At 66.8% G+C, this 20255-nt stretch carries 19 protein-coding genes; 6 read left to right on the top strand and 13 right to left on the bottom strand.

Going from position 1 to position 20255, the window contains the following annotated elements; genetic code table 11:
* Window positions 1–37 precede the first annotated feature (37 nt).
* From hemL to hemE, 7 genes are all read right to left on the bottom strand, one after another.
* Window positions 38–1333 (bottom strand): glutamate-1-semialdehyde 2,1-aminomutase, encoded by a 1296-nt coding sequence (gene hemL, locus IWX81_RS07985; protein ID WP_199280781.1) that lies wholly within the window; start codon window positions 1331–1333, stop codon window positions 38–40.
* A gap of 19 nt (window positions 1334–1352) precedes the next feature.
* Window positions 1353–2327: a porphobilinogen synthase gene (gene hemB, locus IWX81_RS07980; protein ID WP_199280780.1), complete on the bottom strand. Its 975-nt coding sequence runs from the start codon at window positions 2325–2327 to the stop codon at window positions 1353–1355.
* Entirely contained in the window at window positions 2327–3241 is a 915-nt protein-coding gene (gene hemC / locus IWX81_RS07975) for a hydroxymethylbilane synthase (RefSeq protein WP_334593553.1), read from the bottom strand. The genes hemB and hemC overlap by 1 nt, the downstream gene beginning before the upstream one ends.
* Window positions 3241–4443: a ferrochelatase gene (locus tag IWX81_RS07970; RefSeq protein WP_199280779.1), complete on the bottom strand. Its 1203-nt coding sequence runs from the start codon at window positions 4441–4443 to the stop codon at window positions 3241–3243. The genes hemC and IWX81_RS07970 overlap by 1 nt, the downstream gene beginning before the upstream one ends.
* Complete coding sequence (hemQ, locus tag IWX81_RS07965) at window positions 4440–5123, bottom strand: hydrogen peroxide-dependent heme synthase (RefSeq protein ID WP_199280778.1); 684 nt, start codon at window positions 5121–5123, stop codon at window positions 4440–4442. The genes IWX81_RS07970 and hemQ overlap by 4 nt, the downstream gene beginning before the upstream one ends.
* Before the next feature lie 206 nt (window positions 5124–5329).
* Window positions 5330–6535, bottom strand: a complete 1206-nt coding sequence (locus tag IWX81_RS07960; protein ID WP_199280777.1) for a protoporphyrinogen/coproporphyrinogen oxidase — start codon at window positions 6533–6535, stop codon at window positions 5330–5332.
* On the bottom strand, window positions 6528–7583 hold the full coding sequence (gene hemE / locus IWX81_RS07955) for a uroporphyrinogen decarboxylase (protein ID WP_199280776.1): 1056 nt from the start codon (window positions 7581–7583) through the stop codon (window positions 6528–6530). Before hemE ends, IWX81_RS07960 begins: the two co-directional genes overlap by 8 nt.
* 17 nt (window positions 7584–7600) lie before the next feature.
* On the opposite strand from hemE, the gene IWX81_RS07950 reads away from it, so the two are divergent.
* Window positions 7601–8839, top strand: a complete 1239-nt coding sequence (locus tag IWX81_RS07950; protein ID WP_199280775.1) for a glutamyl-tRNA reductase — start codon at window positions 7601–7603, stop codon at window positions 8837–8839.
* A 34-nt stretch (window positions 8840–8873) separates the two neighbouring features.
* Here the strand turns inward: IWX81_RS07950 and IWX81_RS07945 are convergent, their stop codons facing one another.
* The 5 genes from IWX81_RS07945 to IWX81_RS07925 all read right to left on the bottom strand — a co-directional run bounded on the left by IWX81_RS07945 (window position 8874) and on the right by IWX81_RS07925 (window position 15549).
* Window positions 8874–9080: a hypothetical protein gene (locus IWX81_RS07945; protein WP_199280774.1), complete on the bottom strand. Its 207-nt coding sequence runs from the start codon at window positions 9078–9080 to the stop codon at window positions 8874–8876.
* Window positions 9081–9319: 239 nt separating this feature from the next.
* On the bottom strand, window positions 9320–11359 hold the full coding sequence (locus IWX81_RS07940) for a hypothetical protein (protein WP_199280773.1): 2040 nt from the start codon (window positions 11357–11359) through the stop codon (window positions 9320–9322).
* Window positions 11360–11539: 180 nt separating this feature from the next.
* Window positions 11540–12469, bottom strand: a complete 930-nt coding sequence (locus IWX81_RS07935; protein WP_334593549.1) for a serine hydrolase — start codon at window positions 12467–12469, stop codon at window positions 11540–11542.
* A gap of 5 nt (window positions 12470–12474) precedes the next feature.
* Entirely contained in the window at window positions 12475–14442 is a 1968-nt protein-coding gene (locus IWX81_RS07930; protein WP_199280771.1) for a M13 family metallopeptidase, read from the bottom strand.
* A gap of 27 nt (window positions 14443–14469) precedes the next feature.
* Window positions 14470–15549, bottom strand: a complete 1080-nt coding sequence (locus IWX81_RS07925; protein ID WP_199280770.1) for a LacI family DNA-binding transcriptional regulator — start codon at window positions 15547–15549, stop codon at window positions 14470–14472.
* 73 nt (window positions 15550–15622) lie between these two features.
* On the opposite strand from IWX81_RS07925, the gene IWX81_RS07920 reads away from it, so the two are divergent.
* From IWX81_RS07920 to IWX81_RS07900, 5 genes are read left to right on the top strand one after another with little or no spacing between them, the layout of a single operon-like run.
* Window positions 15623–16861 carry an MFS transporter gene (locus tag IWX81_RS07920; RefSeq protein WP_199280769.1) on the top strand — a complete coding sequence of 413 codons (1239 nt, stop codon included), beginning with the start codon at window positions 15623–15625 and terminating at the stop codon, window positions 16859–16861.
* A gap of 9 nt (window positions 16862–16870) precedes the next feature.
* Complete coding sequence (locus IWX81_RS07915) at window positions 16871–17662, top strand: SseB family protein (protein WP_199280768.1); 792 nt, start codon at window positions 16871–16873, stop codon at window positions 17660–17662.
* Window positions 17663–17716: 54 nt separating this feature from the next.
* The gene (locus IWX81_RS07910; protein ID WP_199280767.1) at window positions 17717–18646 is read left to right on the top strand and encodes an alpha/beta fold hydrolase; all 930 of its coding nucleotides are present in this window, start codon (window positions 17717–17719) and stop codon (window positions 18644–18646) included.
* Between the two features lie 4 nt (window positions 18647–18650).
* Window positions 18651–19346: an endonuclease NucS gene (gene nucS, locus IWX81_RS07905; RefSeq protein WP_199280766.1), complete on the top strand. Its 696-nt coding sequence runs from the start codon at window positions 18651–18653 to the stop codon at window positions 19344–19346.
* Between the two features lie 19 nt (window positions 19347–19365).
* Window positions 19366–20022 carry an HAD hydrolase-like protein gene (locus IWX81_RS07900; protein WP_199280765.1) on the top strand — a complete coding sequence of 219 codons (657 nt, stop codon included), beginning with the start codon at window positions 19366–19368 and terminating at the stop codon, window positions 20020–20022.
* On the opposite strand, the gene IWX81_RS07895 is transcribed toward IWX81_RS07900, so the two are convergent.
* Window positions 20008–20244 (bottom strand): hypothetical protein, encoded by a 237-nt coding sequence (locus IWX81_RS07895; RefSeq protein WP_199280764.1) that lies wholly within the window; start codon window positions 20242–20244, stop codon window positions 20008–20010. The genes IWX81_RS07900 and IWX81_RS07895 overlap by 15 nt on opposite strands.
* Window positions 20245–20255 lie beyond the last annotated feature (11 nt).

The following is a 20255-nucleotide window of genomic DNA, read 5'->3' as shown; positions in this document are numbered from 1 at the left end:
GCTAAGGTTCGCATGCCCGTCACGGCATGCGCCCCTTCTAGGAGGTGGCGGCTGCTGCTGCTCGTGCCGCAGCCGGCAGTGCGTCGAGGATGCGCGATACCGCCGCGTCGTCGTGCGCGGCCGAGACGAACCATGCCTCGAACACGCTCGGCGGCAGCGAAACGCCGGCGGCCAGCATGGCGTGGAAGAACGGCGGGAAGCGGAACGAGTCCTGCGCCTTCACATCGGCGTAGTTCACGGGAGCGCCGTCGCGGAACGCCACCGAGAACAGGTTTCCGGCGTGCTGGATGCTGTGGGCCACCCCCTCCGCGGAGAGGGCAGCCGACAGGGCCGTCGAGATGGTGGATGCCGTGGCGTCGACATGGCTGTAGACCGCGGCATCCGCAGCCCTGAGCGTGGCGAGACCCGCGGCGACGGCGACCGGATTGCCGCTGAGCGTGCCGGCCTGATAAACCGGGCCGAGCGGAGCGAGCAGGTTCATGACATCGGCGCGACCGCCGAGGGCGGCCAGCGGCAGACCGCCGCCGATCACCTTTCCGTAGGTGACGAGGTCGGGCTGGTAGCTCGTGTCGAGCCCCCACCAGCCGCCGGGGCCGACCCGGAATCCGGTCAGCACCTCGTCGATGATGACGAGCGCGCCATGCTCGTGGGCGATGCGCGTGAGCTCCTGGTTGAAGCCGGGCCCGGGCGCGACGACACCCATGTTCGCCGCCGCGGCTTCGGTGATGACGGCCGCGATCTCGCTGCCACGCTCCGCGAACAGTGCCTCGACGGCGGCGATGTCGTTGTACGGGATCACGATCGTCTGTGCGGCGATAGCGGCAGGGACTCCCGCAGAGCCGGGGATCGACAGCGTCGCGAGCCCCGAACCCGCCTCGGCGAGCAGTCCGTCCGAGTGGCCGTGGTAATGGCCGGCGAACTTCACGAGCAGGTCACGACCCGTCGCGCCGCGCGCGAGTCGGATCGCCGTCATCGTCGCTTCGGTGCCCGTCGACACGAGTCGCAGTCGCTCCACGAGCGACCCGACCCTGTCGATGACGAGCTCGGCGAGCTCGGCTTCGCCGGAGGTAGATGCCCCGAAGCTCAACCCGCGGGCCGCCGCAGCCTGCACGGCCTCGATCACCGCAGGATGCGCGTGGCCAAGGATCGCGGGGCCCCACGAGGTGATGAGATCCACGTATTCGCGACCCTCGATGTCAGTCACGTACGCTCCGCGTGCCGAGACCATCGAACGCGGCGCTCCACCGACTGAACCGTATGCGCGAACCGGGGAGTTCACGCCGCCCGGCAACACGGCCTGGGCTCGGGCGAAAGCTTCTTCGTTGGTAGTCATTGGTGTCCCTCCGGACTGTTTACAAGTTTCGCGCGAGTTCGCTCGCGTAGTAGGTGAGCACGGCGTCGGCTCCGGCGCGCACGATGCTCGTCACCGATTCGGAGACGGCTCGTTCACGGTCTATCCATCCGTTGGCCGCAGCGGCCTCGATCATCGCGTACTCGCCGGAGACCTGGTAGGCCCAGACCGGCACGGGGCTGATCGCCGCGGCATCCGCCAGAACGTCGAGGTAGCTCATGGCCGGCTTGACCATGACGACGTCTGCACCCTCGTCGACGTCGAGCCGGATCTCGCGAGCTCCCTCGCGACGGTTGCCGGCGTCGAGCTGGTACGAGCGGCGGTCGCCCTGCAGGGTGGATTGCACGGCCTCCCGGAACGGTCCGTAGAAGGCAGATGCGTACTTCGCCGCGTAACCGAGTATGGGGGTTTCGGTGAAATCAGCGGAATCAAGGGCATCCCGCACCGCTGCGACCTGGCCGTCCATCATCCCGCTCAGGCCCAGAAGCTGCGATCCGGCCTCGGCCTGGGCGAGCCCCATCTCCCTGTAGCGTTCGAGGGAGGCGTCGTTGTCGACCCGGCCACGGGCATCCAGCACGCCGCAGTGGCCGTGATCGGTGAACTCGTCGAGACAGAGATCGGTCTGCACGACGATCGCGTCCCCGGCCTCCGCAACAGCCGCACGGGTCGCGACGTTCAGGATGCCGTCGGGGTCTGTCGCTCCGCTACCCGTCGCGTCCTTATGCTCTGGAACTCCGAAGAGCATCACTCCCCCGACGCCCAGCCCGGCCGCCTCGGCGAGCGCGCGACGCATCGAGTCGAGCGAATGCTGCATGACACCCGGCATCGACGAGATCGGAATCGGCTCGGTCAGCCCCTCGCGCACGAACATCGGCAGGATCAGTTGTGACGGATGCACCCTGGTCTCGGCGACCAGCCGACGCATCGCCGGAGTCGCCCTCAGGCGTCGGGGACGGATGCTCAGGGAGTCAGCCATTACCGGGCGCCCATCAGGGCCGCGGCGCCCTGGTCGAACAGTTCCTTCGCCACCCTGGCCGCGAGATCCCCGGCAGGGTCCTTCGAGTCCGAGACGTACAGCGCGTGCGAACTCGTGAGCCGCTCCGAGCCATCGGCCGAGTAGACCCGGGCCGAGAGGAACAGCATGCCGTCGTCGACGACACCGTGCGCACCGAGCGGAGCCGAGCAGCCCGCCTCGAGAATCGACAACACCTGTCGCTCGGCGTCGACGATGATCCTGGATGTCGCGTGCTCGAGCGACCTCACGAGCTTCTCGTCACCGGCCCGCACCTCGAGGGCGAGCGCACCCTGGCCCGGCGCCGTCGGCCAACCGTCGATGCCGAGGTACTCGGTGATCGCGTCGAGCCGGCCCAGTCGCTGGAGCCCTGCCGCGGCGAGCACCACGGCATCGAGCTCACCGTCGGCGACCTTGCGCAGGCGGGTGTCGACGTTGCCGCGGATATCGATGACCTCGAGGTCCGGCCTGCGGGCGCGCAACTGGGCCACCCGGCGGGGTGAACCCGTTCCCACCCGCGCACCCTCGGGGAGGGTGTCGAGGGTCAGCTCGTCGCGCGCGCAGAGGGCGTCACGGGCATCCACCCGCTTGGGAACGGCGGCGATCACGAGCCCGGGCTCCGGTGCGGTCGGGAGATCTTTGAGCGAGTGCACGACGACATCGCAGCGGCCGTCGCGCAGCGCGTCACGCAGCGCGCTGGCGAAGACGCCGGTGCCGCCGAGACTCGCGAGCGACTCGCTCGAGGTGTCGCCCTCGGTGCGGATCGGCACGAGCTCGCACTCGACACCGGTCTTCGCCGTGATCGCGCTGGCCATCGAACCGGACTGGGCCATCGCGAGCGCGCTGCCCCTGGTGCCGACCCGAAGGATAGCCGTCACTAGGGAGCCAGACCGGCGAGCGCCGGCTTGAAGCCCAGGCGCACGTTCTCACAGCATCCTGTGCGGCACACGTCGTACCAGGGCCCGAGTTCGGTGAGCGCGGGGCGGTCGGCGGTCGGGATGCCATCGCGGCGCTCCAGCACGAGATCGACGAGCCCGGTCACGAATGCGGCATGCACGCCTGGCGTGGGAACGCGCACCGCGAAGATGCCGTTCTCCTCCGCGCTCTCCATGGCCTCGGTGTCGAGGTCCCACTTGACCTCCATGTGGTCGGAGATGAAGCCGAGCGGCACGATCACGACGCCCGTGATGCCCTGGGCGCCGAGCTCCGCGATCCTGTCGTTCACGTCGGGCTCGAGCCACGGCTGGGTAGGCGGGCCTGAGCGGGACTGGTACACGAGGTCCCAGGTGACGGCGTGATCCTGTGCCGCGATGACGACCTCGGCTACGGCCAGGTGCTGCGCGGCGTATGCGCCATCCGGTCCGAATCCGCGCTCGGGCGGGCCGGAGCGGTCCGCGTCACTGGAGGGGATGGAGTGGGTGGAGAAGAGGATGTGCGTCTTCTCGGGTGCGATGCCCTGCGCCGCGACATCCGCCAGCCCCTGCCGAACGCCGTCGATGAAAGGCTGAACGAAGCCGGGGTGATCGAAAAACTGGCGGATCTTGTCGATCTGCAGCACATCGCCGAGGCCGGTCTGCTCGAGCGCCATCGCGTAGTCCTCGCGATACTGGCGGCAGCTGGAGTAGGAGCTGTATGCGCTCGTGCCGATAGCGATGAGTTTCGTGAATCCGCGCTCGTTCGCCTCGGTCAGCGCGTCGCGCAGGTACGGATCCCAGTTGCGGTTGCCCCACAGCACGGGAAGGTCGATGCCGCGGCTGGCGAGCTCGGCCTCGAGCGCGGCCTTCAGTTCGCGGTTCTGGTCGTTGATCGGGCTCACCCCACCGAACGCGCGGTAGTGGTGTGCGACCTCCTCGAGCCTCTCCTCGGGGATGCCACGACCGCGGGTCACGTTCCTGAGGAACGGGATGACGTCATCCTGCCCCTCGGGTCCGCCGAAGCTGGCGAGCAGGATGGCGTCGTACGCAACAGCCTCCTCGACGTGCTCTGGACCGCTCTGGGCCGCCGGGGTCGCGTTGCGCACGAGTGGCGCGGTGGCGTCCGGCTGTTTGTCTGAAACGGGCTGGCCGTTGGTAATCGTCATGACAGGATCTCCGCAACTTCTGACAGGGTGATGCGCCGGCCCGTGTAGAACGGGACCTCTTCGCGAACGTGCATGCGCGCATCGGTCTGGCGCAGGCGACGCATGAGGTCGACGAGGTCGACGAGTTCAGGAGCTTCGAGTGCGAGAATCCACTCGTAGTCTCCGAGGGCGAAACTGGCAACGGTGTTCGCGAGCACCTGGCGATACTCGCTGCCCTTGCGGCCGTGGTCGCCGAGCATGGCTTTGCGTTCGTCCTCGGGCAGCAGGTACCACTCGTAACTGCGTACGAAGGGGTAGACCGTCAGCCAGGTCTCCGGCTCCTTGCCGCGCATGAAGGCGGGGAGGTGATTCGAGGAGAACTCTGCATCCCGGTGCACGCCCATCGCGTTCCAGGTAGGCAGCAGGGTCGGCAGGGCCCTGCGCAGTTCGCGCAGTGCCCACTGCAGCTTCTCGGGCTCTGCGCCGTGCAGCCAGATCATCAGGTCGGCGTCGGCACGCATCGATGACACGTCGTAGAAACCACGCACCGTCACTCCGGCCCGCTCGACGGCCGCTACGGCAGGGGCGAGATCGACGGCTCCGGTCTCTCTCGCCGGATCACGGCGGAGCACAGCCCAGAGCGTGTAGCCGAGGGGTTCCGGATCGGATTCTGCGACAGGCGGGATAACGCTCTCAGTCATACCTCTATCCTCCCTTTTGCCCAGCCGGTTAGCGAATCCTGACGCTCACAGGGCGCTGTGAATCTGCGGCGCACGCCCCCCATGTTCATAACTCCTGCAGATCGGGTCGACGAAGGTTGACGATGCCCGGAATTCCGCGCTTCTATCCGACCGGCACAGGCGATCTGCAGGAGTTACGAACAGCGGCCGAGGCCGAGTGGGAGCGATTACCCGGCGAGCAGCTCCTGCGCCACGGCCTCGGCCTGGCGGATGACCCCGGCGAGTCCGGACCCCGCAACACTCTCGCCGACCTGGATGACTCCTGCTGCTGCCCCGGATGCCGCCGGCCGAAGCCATTCGACACGAGCGAAGTCGACCACGCTCGAGTCGTCGAGGCGCACGCCCAGCAGCGCGGAGGCATCCTGCAGCGCTGTGGCCTGCAACTTCCCGGGTTCTTCGTCATAGGACAACCGCAGCACGTGCCGACCGGCGGCTCGCTCCCGCAGCCACTCCCACTTCGCGGTGGAATGCGTCAGTGCGCGCGCGGTGATCCCGGCAGCGCCCTGGGCGACGAGCAGCCCGGTGCCCCTCGGGGCTGCATCGAGCTGCGGCGCGTCCACGACGAGGGTGGCGAGCACGATCCGACGGCCGGCGGTGGGGTCGGCGGGGGCTGCCCTGACGACGGTCCCACCGATCGAGCCGGGCTCGGCGGTGCGCCCGAGCTGCACGTCGACGCCGTAGGTCTCGAGGTCGGCGGCGAGCTCGGTCGTGAGGCGGTGCATCCCGCCGCGGATTCCGGCGACGCTGGAACCTGCGGGAGCCGAGTCACGCATGAACCTCACGGCAGCGGCGAGGGAGCCTTCGCGCGCCAGGGCGGCGCGGAGCCCGGGCGCGGCGCGATCGAGCTGGATGTCGTCGGGGTGAAGTGAGTGCACCCCGTGCACGATCGGCGCGACGAGCTTCTCGAGCACGCCTGCACCCATCCTGCGCCGGACCAGAGCCCCGAGAGTGAGCGATTTTCGGGCCCAGAGCGACGGGATGATCGCGTCGAGCTCCGCGCGGATGGCCGCCCGCTGACCGATCACCGCAATAACATCCGCGGCGAGGGGCGTTCCGGGGATGCCGAGCAGGTTGGTGGCCGGCATCGCGACGGCGGGCCCCGACACAGGCTGGAGCCAGGCCCCTGCGGTCGATGGGCTGACCACTTCGTCACCGAGCCCGATCTCTGCCGCGAGCGCGGCGACCGTGCCGCCTCGCGTCGCGAAACTCTCGGCACCGGCGTCGAGGTCGATACCGCCGACCATGTGCCTGCTGACGGTTCCCCCCAGGTGATCGGATGCCTCGACCAGCGTCACCGAGCGGCCGCCCATCGCCAGCCGACGTGCCACCACCATGCCGGCGACCCCGCCGCCGACGACGGTGACGTCAGTCACCGTGCACGAGACCGACGATGCGACTGAGCACGTCGGGATCGGTGTCCGGGGGCACGCCGTGCCCGAGGTTGACGACGTGCGACGGGGCCGACAGGCCGCGATCCATAACGTCCCGCACATGGGCTTCGAGGATGTGCCACGGTGCGCCCAGCAGTGCAGGGTCGATGTTTCCCTGCAGCGGCACGTCGCCGCCGAGTCGACGCGAGGCTTCATCGAGCGGGATGCGCCAATCCACCCCCATGACATCGGCGCCGATATCGTGCATCGCTTTGAGCACCTCGCCGCTGCCGACGCCGAAGTGCACCTTCGGCACGTCGAAGCCGCGCAGGTGGGACAGCGCGCGCTTCGAGTGGGGAGCCACCCGGCGCACGTACTGCTGCTCACTGAGCGAACCGACCCAGGAGTCGAAGAGCTGCGCTGCTGATGCGCCGGCCTCGATCTGGGCCTTGAGGAATTCGCCCGACACGTCGGCACACCAGTTGAGCAGGGTCGCCCAGCTCTGGGGGTCGGCGTACATCATGGTGCGGGCGCGCTGCTGGTCTTTCGACGGCCCGCCCTCGACGAGGTAGGAGGCGAGCGTGAACGGGGCGCCCGCGAAACCGATCAGCGGAGTGCTGCCGAGCTGCGCAACGGTCATCGCGACGGCTTCGCGGATCGGGTCGAGGGCGGCAGGATCGATGGGCCTGAGCGCGGCCACATCGGAAGCGCTGCGGATCGGAGACGCGATCACGGGCCCGCGACCGGGCACGATTTCGACGTCAATACCTGCGAGTTTCACGGGAATCACGATGTCGCTGAAGAAGATCGCGGCGTCGACTCTGTGTCGGCGCACGGGCTGGAGCGTGATCTCGCTCGCGAGTTCCGGCGTGAGACACGCGTCGAGCATGGCGTTTCCGACGCGGATTTCCCGGTATTCCGGCAGAGATCGACCCGCCTGCCTCATGAACCAGACCGGGGTCACATCCGGTCGTTCGCCGCGGTACGCCCGAATGAGCGCTGACTGGCCGGTTCGGCCGTCGAGGAGTGGATGATCGCTTGACAGGGGCACGGGGTTAACATTAGGTCGTGCTCCTGTGCCTTAGCTCGAACCATCGCAACGCGAGCTTTGAGCTACTCGAAAGCCTGTCCCTGGCCGCTCCCGGCGCCACGGATGCACTGTTGAGCTCGAACGACGTCGTCACCGGAGCAGTGGTGCTGGCCACCTGCAACCGCTTCGAGGCCTACCTCGACATCGATGCACCGCAGGGTTCGCCCGCCGGTGCTGCCGTCGCATCCACCCTCGCGGCGCTGAGCGAAGCAAGCGGCCTCACGGCAGACGCCCTTCGCGCCTCGATCACGGTGCACGAAGACGCGGATGTCGCCTCACACCTCTTTTCCGTCACCTCAGGGCTCGAGTCCGTCGTGGTCGGGGAAGACGAGATCGCCGGGCAGGTCGGGCGGGCGCTCGACCGTGCCCGCTCCGGCAACACCACGACACGCGAGCTCGAGCAGCTCTTCCAGCGCGCCACCCGCACGAGCCGGGGGGTGAAGAATCTCACCTCGATCGGGGGCAGGGATCGATCACTGGTCAGGCTCGCTCTCGAGTTGGCGTCCAGTCGCATCGCTGACTGGTCTTCGATATCAGTGCTGATCGTCGGCACGGGCCAGTACGCCGCGACGACGGTGGCGGCGCTGCGGGATAAAGGCGCGGACGACATCCGGGTGTTCAGTCGCACGGGTCGCGGTCCGGCTTTCGCCGCCAAACACCGCATTTCCAACAGCGCGGACTTCGAGGTGGATGTCGTGATCGCCTGTACGGCGAACACTGTTCTCGGCCCCGACTTCTTCCCCGGCACCTCGCGTCGACTCGTCATCGACCTCGGACTTCCCCGCAATATCGAGCCTGAGGTCGCGACCATCCCGGGTGTCGAGCTGCTCGACCTCGAGACGGTGCGACTGCATGCTCCCCTCGATGCGCTCTCGGCCCATGACGACGCGACGGCGATCGTGCGCTCTGCCGCTGCTGAGTTCACCGCTGAGCGCGACATCGAAGCATCAGTCGTCGCGCTGCGAACCCATGTCTTCGAACTGCTCGAGGCAGAGATCGCCAGGTCGAGAGCCCGCGGTGCCGGGGACGAGACCGAATCGGCCCTTCGCCACCTGGCCGGTGTGCTGTTGCATGGCCCATCGGCGCGCGCCCGGAAGTTCGCGCTCGACGGTCGCGCCGAGGAGTTCAGGGCGGGTCTCGACGCCGTGTACGGCATCAGCCCCGCTGCAGTCACTGAGACCGGGTTGCACCGGGCTGAAGGCGCAGAGTCGGCTTAGACCCCCGTGTGGCCCGTTGGAGCGTGCCGCCAGCTCAGGATGACGCGGTTCCGCGCCGGGCCGCGTGCAACAGCCCGGTAATCCCGAGGAACGTGAAGGCTCCGGCGAGGCTGAACGCGCTCGTGGCCGCGACGCTGGCGAACGCGAGATCGCCGACGGACGCTGAGCCGGCCACTGCTACCGCCGACAGGCTTCCGGCGAGCGCGAGGGTGCTGACGGTGGCGAGAAATTTCTGGTACATGGAGACTCCTGGGGTGGGAGGTGACGACCACGACGACTCGCACACACATCGGGAAGTGTGCGCGAGTAGCCGGGTGGTCGAGCGCCGTGCGGGAACCGGATCGCATTTCGGGGATGTGATCCGGACCGGCGTGGCTTCAGGATATTGTGTCCCCCCTTAGGAGGACAAGGGGGCAGGTCGACCCCAGAACGGGGGGTGCCGGAGCACCCCCCGTTACCGGGCTGTCGACTGCGGACGCTCTAGCTGTGGAGCCTGCGGTGGCGCGCTACGAAGAGTCCGGCAAAGCCGACGAAGAGCAGTCCGCCCGCGAGGCTGATGCCGGCACCGATCGTGAGCCCCGTGAAGGCCAGGGTCGGCGGCGTCAGCGGCGACGTCGGCGGGTCGAACGGCAGGGTGGGCGGATTGAACGAGCAGACCCCGGCCGGAGCCGCGAACCTCAGCACGACGGGGTTCACCCAGTCGGGATCGAGTCCATCGCCTGCGACGGCCGGCTCTGCCACGACTGTCACAGAGGAGCTGCCCGCTGGCGCCGGGTAGGTTCCGTTGGTGATTCCCGGCTTCCCGTCCACGGTCCAGACGATGTCACCCACGATAGATCCGAGAGTGTACGACCCTGCCGTGGTGCAGGTGGGCTGGGTGACCGAGGTGGTCGGCGTCACGAGCGCGAGCGGCGGAAGCTCACAGGTCGGGATCGGGATGTCGAAGGACTTGCCGGACGCCATCACCGTGAAACTCGTGCCGGTCGCGGTGGCATTGGCGATCTCGACCTCGACCGTGTCGCCGGCAGCGACAGTCGTGTCGAATTCGGGCAATCCGATCACCTGGAAGAGCACCGGTTTGGTGCTCTTCGAGTTGTCGAATGTCAGGGTTGCTGATCGGAAGGAAGCGGTCCCCGAACCGGCCGGGTCTGATGACAGGCCGTCATCGAATACGCCCGGGGTGCATTCGCCGAACACCGCGACGACGTTTCCGTTCTCCACACAGTCGACGAGTACACCGATGTTGCCCTCGAACTCCACGATCTGGTCGTCGTCTCCGGCGAAGTAGTAATTCAACTGGGGGGTCGCCGTGACGACGTAGTCACCGGTGGCGCTATCGAGCACCACCTCATAGTCGACTCCGGTGGTCGTCTTCGCCACGACAGTCGGCGCGATCCCACACTCTGTTGCTGTGGTGATGGCCGGGGCTACCGGGACGACCGTGTTGCAACCGGGGGTCTGGTTGTAATAGGTCGGCACGGGGCCGGTGAATCCCATCTGATGAAGGAAGAATTCGTCGTAAGGGTCGCTCGGGCCGGCCAGCGTCGCTGTCGGTTCGGGCTGCTCGTCGAATGAGGCGTAGATGTCGCCCTGGCCACAGCTCATGACGGCCTGGAACGGGTAATCACCCGGGAGGGTGATCTTCTGCTTTCCGTTGACGTAGTCGAGCTGATCGAGCGTCTGCGGCCACACCTTATCCGTCTTGTACTTCCAGCTCGTCGCCGTCACCCAGAATCCCTCGCACAGTTCGCCTGTGGCGCTGGGAACGTTCTCGACACGGATCGAACCGCTGTTGCTCTCGCGGTCGTAGGTGTATGACACGGCCGAGCCGGGGATGCAGTTGGGCGGAGGCGTGCACTCCGGGCCGGTTGTCTGTGGCTCCAGGATGCCCGTGAAGACCGTCGTCGAACCGTCTTCAGACACGCCGTCACCCGCGGGGAAGCGGTGCCCGGGATCGGCCGTGGCGGTCACGGTGAAGTTGACTCCATCGCGGGTGACCTCACCCCAGGTGAAGTTGTTGACGTCACCGAGCACGAGCTCGGCTCCGGCGAGACACGTCGCTGTCGTCGTGGTGAGTGACGCGGCAGCATCCTCGACGTCCGGCACCTCGCACGATGCGGCGGTGACGACGGCCGAGGTCTGGGTGACGAGGTCGCCCGCGCGGTGGTTGGTCCACTGCACGGCAACTGCCAGCGAGTAACCGGCTCCGCCGACGACGTCGCCCTGGACGGCTTCGACGTACCCGGCACCCTTGACCGACTGCTCGAGCAGCGACGTCGGCTGTGCGGGAGCGTCATCTCCGCTGGAGGTGACGACGGCGCTCTTGATGGTGGCGGTCTCGTTGGCGTAGCCCGTGTCACCCGTCACCTTCCACGTGATCGTGGACAGTCCGTTCGAGTCGCACGCTGCTGTGCCACTCACGACGGGATGGGTTGCTTCCGCGGCGCCGGCAACGGCGATGACGGAAAGGCTGGCGGCGATGGCTAAGGTTCCACCGATGGCAATGATCTTCTTGAACACGTTCGATCTCCTGGGGGGGGAGTTCGAGCCCAGTGCTGTAGGGCACGCATGGGGGATGCGCGCTGGGAGCGGGTAAGACTCGAATGCACTGTGTCGGGGTACCGGATCGAGTTTCGGGTTCGATCCGGCGCAGCGCTGTCTAAGAGTATATGGCCCCCCTGTGGGGGGCAAGGGCAAAGTTCAGGAGTGTCGAGGAACATTTTCGCGGCGCGGCTGGTGCACGTATTCGAGCAGGTCGACCCCGACGACACGCAGTGCCTCGAGCACGCGCATCCTCGATCCCAGGCTGTCGTCGGTGAACTGCACGGAGACCGCGTAGGCCACAGCCCGGCCGCTGCCGCGCAGGGCACCGGCCTCCGAACGCACGCCGGAATCCGATCCCGTCTTGTTCACAAGAAGGGTGTCGTGATCCAGCCCGCGGTGGGAGAGAGGGTCGAGGCCGAACGCGCTCGCCACCAGGGAGAGGTCGCTGTTCTGCGACAGCCAGCCCAGTACCCGCTGACTCGTGACGGGATCGACGATCTCGTTCCGGGCCAGCGCGCCGAACAGCCAGCTGAGCTCGGCCGTCGAACCTACGGAGAGTTGTGGTGCCTCATCCGGCCCCCTGTCGTCACGCACCAGGTCGAGCAGCGCCGTGCGCACCAGGCCGAGGGACTCGGTTCTCGCCCGCACGGCGTGAAGACCGACATGCCTGAGCAGGATGTTCGTGGCGAGGTTGTCACTCGTGGCACCCACGAGCGCGGCAAGGTCGGCGACGGGAAGTGTCGGCACCTGGAGCTGCTGCCAGAGGCCAGCGCCGGCGATCGAATCCCCCGCTGTCTTGTCGAGGATGCCGAAACCCGAGGCGTCGCGCGCGGTGATCCGGGCCGACACCTCGATGAGCAGCAGGATCTTGCCGATGCTGGCCGTCGGCAACACGATCCTGTCGTCGATCGCGACGAGCGTCTTGCCCGAGTTCAGGTCGACCACACTGGCCGAGACCCTGGAACCCGCGTACGCGATTTTTCCGAGCGCCCTGAAGGTACCGCTGAAGTTCTCGGCTCCCTCGGTCGACGAATGCCGGGGAACGCGAGGAGCATGGATTCGCTCCCAGCGCTCTCGGGCGCGCACAATTTCTACCAAATAGTCACACGGTCTTTCGGGTCGAGCCAGAGTGAGTCGGTTTCGGTTACGCCAAATGTCTCATAGAACTCGTCGATATTGCGGACAATCTGGTTGCACCTGAACTCATTGGGCGAATGCGGATCGATCGACAGCAACCGGATGACCTCCTCGTCGCGAGCCTTGAGCTGCCAGGCCTGCGCCCACGACAGGAAGAAGCGCTCAGCACCCGTAAGCCCGTCGATCACCGGCGACTCTTCGCCGCCGAGGGAGATCAGGTAGGCGCGCCACGCGATGGCGAGACCGCCCAGGTCGCCGATGTTCTCACCGATCGTCAGCGCCCCGCTGACTTGGTGGTCGGGAACCTGCGCCGGAGCGAGGGCGTCGTACTGCGCGATCAGGGCCCCGGTGCGCTCTTCGAATGCGGCTCGGTCGGCTGGCGTCCACCAGTCGGTGAGTCGCCCGTCGCCGTCGTACTTCGAGCCCTGGTCGTCGAAACCGTGACCGATCTCGTGGCCGATGACGGCTCCGATCGCGCCGTAGTTGGCCGCGGCATCCCACGACTCGTCGAAGAATGGTGCCTGCAGGATGGCCGCCGGGAACACGATCTCGTTGAAGCCCGGGTTGTAGTACGCGTTGATCGTCTGGGGCGTCATGAACCACTCGTCACGGTCGAGAGGCTGGCCGATCTTGCCCAGCTCACGCTGGAACTCGAACTCGCTGGTGGCGCGGATGTTGCCGATGAGGTCGGCGGCATCCATCTGCAGGCTCGAATAGTCGCGCCACTTCACGGGGTAGCCGATCTTGGGGGTGAACTTCTCGAGCTTGTCGATGGCGCGGGCCCTGGTGTCTTCGCCCATCCATGCGAGCGAGGTGATGCTCTGCCGGTACGCCTCGACGAGGTTCGCGACGAGCACGTCCATGGCGGTTTTTGCCGATTCCGGGAAGTGCCGCTCGACATAGATGCGGCCGACGGCCTCGCCCAGCGCGCCTTCCACGAGGGAAACGCCACGCTTCCAGCGGGCGCGCATCTCCGGAGTGCCCGTCAGCGTCCTGCCGTAGAAGTCGAAGTTGGCGGCGACGAAATCATCCGAGAGGTACGCAGCATTCGACCGGATGACCTGCCACGACAGCCAGTCACGCCACTTGTCGAGGTTGTCAGACACGAGCACGGTCGACAGCCCCTCCAGGAAGCTCGGCTGGCGAACCACGACCTCGTCGAAGGAGTGCTCGGGCACACCCATGGCGTCGAGCCACAGGTTCAGGTCGACCGGCGCCAGCAGGCCGCTGGCCGCCTGCCACGACATGAGGTTGTACGACTTCTCGCTGTCGCGGGTGGCGACGTTGTCCCAGTGATGGCTGGCGAGTTCCGTCTCGAGGTCGAAAACGCGGGCGGCCCTGGTTGCTGCATCGTCGAGTCCGGCGAGCGCGAGCATGTGCTCGAGGTATTCGACGTACTTGGTACGGATGGCCGCCGACTTCTCCTCGCGATAGTAGGACTCGTCGGGAAGTCCGAGCCCACCCTGCTCGATGAAGACAAGGTAGCGCTCAGGCTGCCCGGGGTCGTTATCGACAAAAACCTGTGCGAATCCGCTCGATCCGCCCCGCTCGAGTTTCCCGAGGGTCGAGAGCAGGCTGGCGATGGATGTCACGGCAGCAGCCTCGGCGAGCAGCTCCGCTATCGGCGCCGCGCCCAGCTCCTGCACCCTGGCTTCGTCAAGGAAGCTGGCGTACAGGTCACCGACCTTTCGGGCCTCAGTGCCGGGTTCGGCACCCTGAGACTCGATGATGATGTCGCGGACGGCGCGTTCGGCTTCTTCCGCGAGCACGTAGAACGATCCGTAGCGGGCCTTGTCGCTGGGGATCTCGGTGCGCGAGATCCACCTGCCGTTGACGTGGCGGAAGAGGTCGTCCTGGGGGCGGACCGAGGAGTCGAGCTCCCCGATGTCGATGCCAGAGGTGGGGGGAGTTTCTGAGCTCATACGGCAAGACTAACGACGGTGCCTGCGCTACTGCTGACTCCTCGCGGCGGTCGTCGATCCGATGTGCAGCTCGCTCGTGAAGGCCATCGATTGCGGCGTGCCACCGGCGACGAGTTCGACGGCGGCCCTCCCGGCGGCCCTGCCCTTGTCCTGTGCGGGCTGGATGACCGTGGTGAGGTCGTGCTCCCCCAGTTCGTCGATCTGCACCCCGTCGAAGCCCACGACGCTCAGCTGTTCCGGAACCCGGATGCCGAGGCTCTCCGCGGCCCGGATCACCCCGATCGCGAGTAAGTCACTCTGGGCGACCACCGCCGTTGGACGCTTTCCCGAGGTCGCCGCTGCGCCCTCGAGCAGCGCAAGGCCGGCCGCCCGTCCGGCTTCGATCGAGCTGCGCGTCGCGACGACGCCGCCGAAGCCCGGATAGACGTCCCGAAGCCCCCGCAGGCGATCCCGCGTGGTGTGGGAGGTCGCACGGCCGTCCCAGTCCTGCGGCAACTCGGCCTGGACCTTCGAGCCGTCGATCGGCAGGGAAACCACAGACACACTCTCGTGCCCGAGTTCCCGCAGGTGCCGGGCGAGCCTGGCCGTGGCGTCCCGGTTATCGAGGCTGATCGACAGCACGCCGGGCATGTCGTCAGCTTCGATGGCGACGACCGGCATCCCCCGCTGGCGGAGCACAGCGACCGATTCGTCGAGCCTGGTCGAGCAGCCGACGAGGATCACGGCGTCCATCGGGGCTGAGCGGATGTCGATCTGCGGCCCTCCGGCATCGGAGAGCAGCAGCAGTCCCGCCCCCGCGTTCCCCGTCTCCGCGGCGACGCCGTCGAGCATAGCGAGCGACATGGGGTCTCGGAATGCGTCCTGGAGCGCGTCTTCGACGACGATGCCGATGATGCCGGATCGGCCGCGACGCAGGGACTGGGCCCGCGGATCGGGACCGGCGTATCCGAGCGCTTCGGCGGCGGCGAGCACCTTCGTGCGGGTGGCGTGCGAGACGGGGCCCGCCCCGCTGAAGGCGAGTGACGCCGTCGAGCCCGAGACTCCGGCGAGCGCCGCTACGGCTGCGAGGGTCGGTCTCTGCGTTGCTCCGCTTGCCTCGCCGTCCATGGGTTGGTAGCTTAGTCGAATCGCTCTATCGAATCGATTCGATATTCCGAGCTCGAGTCATTACAGGGATCCCATGACAGACATTCCAGCCATCGCCACCGGCCTCGACCGCCGCCAGGTCGTGGCCTGGCGAAACGCGATCTTCGTGGTGTTCGCACTCCCCGGTCTCGCGATGGCCAGCTGGGTATCCCGGCTACCGGCGGCGCGCGACCTGCTCGACGTGAGCCCGGCCCAGGTGGGACTCCTGATCACCGGGATCTCGATCGGATCGATCGTCGGGCTGCTCGCCTCCAGCCACATCGTCGCGAGGTTCGGCGGGGTCACCACCATCACCTGGGGACTCACCGGAATTGCGGTCGGAATCCTCATCGCCGGGCTCGCCGTCACCCTCGGTCCGAGTTTCGGAGGGGCTTTCGTGGGGCTGATGATCTTCGGTGCGGCGATGGGCATCACGGATGTCGCGATGAACGTCTCGGGGGCCGCCAACGAGCGGGCGCTCGGGCGCTCCATCATGCCGATCTTCCACGCGTTCTTCAGTTTCGGCACCATGGTCGGCGCAGGGCTCGGAGCTCTCGCGGAGCTCGCCGGGGTGCCGATCGCCCTGCATCTCGGGCTCGCGGGTGCCGTGATGGTCGTCGCCATCGTGCTGGTTCGGCGGTTCATCCAGTCGGAGCATGTCATCGAAGAGGATGGCCAGCCCATCGCCGACGACGACCATTCGAAGAGCTGGCGCGGCAGGCTCAGCATCTGGCGCGATCCGCGCACCCTGCTGATCGGTGTGGTCGTGCTGGCGGCCGCCTTCGCCGAAGGGTCGGCCAACGACTGGCTCGCCATCGCCTCCGTCGACGGCCATTCGGTGAACAATGAGACCGGTGCCCTGATCTTCGGCATCTTCGTCACAGCAATGACGGTGGGCCGCCTGACCGGGGTGTTCCTTCTCGACAGGTTCGGTCGGGTCGCCGTGCTGCGAGGGTCGTTCCTGCTTGCCGTCATCGGCCTGCTGATCTTCATCTTTGTGCCAGTCACACCGATCGCCGTCATCGGCGTCGTGCTCTGGGGTCTCGGATCTGCTCTCGGCTTCCCCATCGGTATGTCGGCAGCGGCCGACGACCCGAAGACCGCGGCGGCCAGGGTCAGCGCCGTCGCCACGATCGGCTACTTCGCGTTCCTCGTGGGCCCGCCCGTCATCGGACTGCTCGGTGAGTACACCGGCGTGCTGCACGCGCTGCTGATTGTGCTCGTGCTTGCCGCGATCGGTACGTTCGTCTCGGGTGCCGCTCGCGAACCGAAGAGGAGCGCCGCTCTCTCGTAGGCTGTTGGTATGGCTGAACTCGTAGACAACGTCCCCCTCCGACGCGCAATCGCCGACTTCGCGGAGCAGAACGAGCAATCCCGGTTCCTCGAGGTCGTGCGCAACCTCATGCACGGCGACCTGCTGTTCGACACGACAGGTTCAGAGATCCTGATGACGGAAGACGGATCATCCATCGCTCCGGGTTCGACTTTCGCGTTCCGCGCAGGCACGGGGCCCGACGGCGAGCGTGCCCTCTTCGCATTCACCCGCCAGGAGGAAGTGCTGCAGATGCATGAGGATGCCCCGGCGACCGTGCAGACACTCGCCCAGCCCGCGGCATCCAGCCTCGAATTCGCGAAAGAGCACGGTTACGGCTGGCTCTACCTCGACCCCGCCGGACCGACCTGCGGTGTGCGACTGGCTGACGTCGAGTTCCTGCTCAGGTCTGTCAGGAACGACTCGGTCAAGACCGCCATCGACACCGCGGGGCCGACCTGGATGAAGAATGCCGTCATCGACGCGCTCTCCCTCGGCGGTCAACTGCTGTATGCCGTGAACGAGTCACCGGAGGGCGTGCAGGTGCGCACCTCGACAAATGCGGAGGGTAAGGGTGTGGCGCTCGCTTTCACCTCCGCCGCCGAGGTCGTGGTGCGGAGCACGACAGACTCATGGGCCGCCATCGACGTGAGCCGCATCGTGTCGGATGCTCTGGGCGAGAACTTCTCGGGGCTCGTCATCAACCCCTCGGGTCCCTGGGTCGAGCTCGGCCGCGACGACCTGCTGCAGGTCCAGTCACGACTCGAGCAGCCGAGCACCTGACCCGTGCGGCCTGGTCGCGGTCGCAGTGTCAGTGCCGTTCCTTAACCTGGAGTCATGACAGCGAGGATCGAGCGCGTCACAACGGATGTCCTGGACGTCGCGTTCGAGCGAAGCGGTGTTTTGTCGGGATGCCCGGTCGTTCTGCTTCACGGATTCCCTTACGACCCGCGCAGCTTCGATCAGGTTGCGCACGACCTCGCGGAGGCCGGTGCGGATGTCATAGTGCCGTATTTACGCGGCTACGGCCCGACCCGTTTCCTGTCAGCAAGCACAATGAGATCCGGCCAGCAGGGAGCGCTAGCGTCGGATCTCCACTCACTCATCATCGCGCTTGGCCTGAAACGCCCGATCGTCTCAGGCTTCGACTGGGGCGGTCGGGCCGCCTGTGTTGCGGCGATGCGCTGGCCAGGAGACGTGGGCGGCCTGGTCACGATCAGCGGGTACAACGTGCACGACGTGCACGCGATGGCCACGGTGCCGGCTGAGCCAGCGTCCGAAGCGAAAGACTGGTATCAGTGGTACTTCCAGAACGAGCGCGGTCGCGCGGGCCTGGAGAGATACCGTCGCGAGTTGGCCCGCCAATTGTGGCAGGAGTGGTCGCCACAGTGGAACTTCGACGATTCCACCTTCGCGGCGACCGCCGCGTCCTTCGACAACCCGGACTTCGTCGAGGTGGTCATCCACTCGTACCGGGTTCGTTACGGGTTGGTGGCCGGAGACCCGGCCTACGATGCCCTCGAGGCGTTTATCGCGCCTCAACCCCAGATCCCTGTGCCGACTATCGTCATCGACCCGACCGAAGATCCACTCACACCGCCGCTGTCACGCGTCCAGCATGAATCACATTTCGCGCAACTTGTCGACTACCAGCGAACGGCTGTCGGCCACAACACCCCTCGCGAAGACCCGGAGGCTGTGACGAACGCAATTCTCGCGCTGCGGCGCCTCAGGGACGACCAGGGTTCGGCGACCCGGGTACCTTAGAGCGGTGAGACTCGTGATTGCCCGTTGTTCAGTCGACTACGCCGGGCGACTTTCCGCGCACCTGCCTCTTGCCACCCGACTTCTTCTGGTCAAGGCCGACGGCAGCGTGCTCGTACACTCCGACTCACTGAGCTACAAGCCGCTGAACTGGATGAGCCCGCCGTGCACCCTCGCGGTCATGGAGCCCGACGCCGACCAGGCCGAGGCTGGCGTGATCCAGACCTGGCGGGTCGCCCAGGCCAAGACAGCAGACCTGCTGGTCATCTCCATCCACGAGATCCTGCACGAGAGTTCGCACGAGCTCGGCCACGACCCAGGGCTGCAGAAGGATGGCGCAGAGCACCACCTGCAGAAGCTGCTCGCCGAACAGATCGAGCTGCTCGGTGACGGATACCGGCTGGTTCGCCGGGAATACATGACCGCGATCGGCCCTGTCGATATTCTGGCGACGGATGCCTCGGGCGGCAGTGTCGCGGTCGAGATCAAGCGGCGCGGCGACATCGACGGCGTCGAACAGCTCACCCGCTACCTCGAACTGATGAATCGCGATCCGCACCTCACACCGGTCACCGGAGTGTTCGCCGCCCAAGAGATCAAGCCGCAGGCCCGCACGCTGGCCCACGGTCGCGGCATCCGGTGCCTGTTGCTCGACTATGACGCAATGCGCGGCATGGACGACAGCGATCACCGCCTCTTCTAGCCACCTAGGCTTTGGAAGTATGAGAGCCGAGTTCAGCAGCATCCTGTTCGACCTCGACGGCACGATCGTCGACTCAGCCCCTGGGATCACGGCGACGCTCGCCTATACCTTCGAGCAACTGGGGCTCCCGATCCCATCGCCGGCCGAGTTGGTGGCGTATGTCGGCCCGCCGATCCTCGACTCCTTCCGGGATCTCGCCGGTTTCACCCCTGAGCAATCGCAGCGCGCTCTCGAGATCTACCGCCCCGAATACCTGCGACACGGCGCCTTCAACGCGACAGTGTATCCGGGGGTGGAGGATGTGCTCAGAGCGATCCACGCAAGCGAGGTGCCGTTGTCCCTTGCTACGTCGAAACCCGAGACTCCCGCGAAGCTGGTCCTGGAGCACTACGACCTGCTGAAGTACTTCGATGTGATCACCGGGGCGTCAGACGACGAGGTGCGCAGCGCCAAGGCGGATGTCGTGGAGGAAGCCCTGCGTCGACTCGTGGCGATCGGTGCTGACGTGACACACACCGTCATGGTGGGCGACCGCTCACACGACGTGCACGGGGCCGCGGCGCATGACGTGCCCACGATTTTTGTGCGCTGGGGTTACGGGTCACCGGCCGAGGAGGTCGGCACGATCGCGGCCGTCGACTCGACGACCCAGCTGCTTCCGCTACTGCTCGGCTGACTCCCGTACGGCCGGGCGCGGGCAGCTCATGCGCGTCGACGAGTGATCCTGCGTTCGAACGAAAGTATGGATGCTCATCTCCTGGCCGCACAGCGGGCAGGCTTTCTGCGCCGTCGGAGGCAGCGGCGCCTCGTTATACGGGCCGAGCGGCGGCGGGCCGATGTACGGGAACAGTCGTCGGTTCAGCCGATCCCACCACGGTTCCTTCATTTCTTTGCCCACAAATGATTAGT

The sequence above is a fragment of the Salinibacterium sp. CAN_S4 genome (assembly GCF_015752305.1).
Classification (GTDB): Bacteria; Actinomycetota; Actinomycetes; order Actinomycetales; family Microbacteriaceae; genus Rhodoglobus.
Note: the sequence above shows the minus strand (reverse complement) of the source record. Positions and strands in the feature narration are given on the sequence as shown.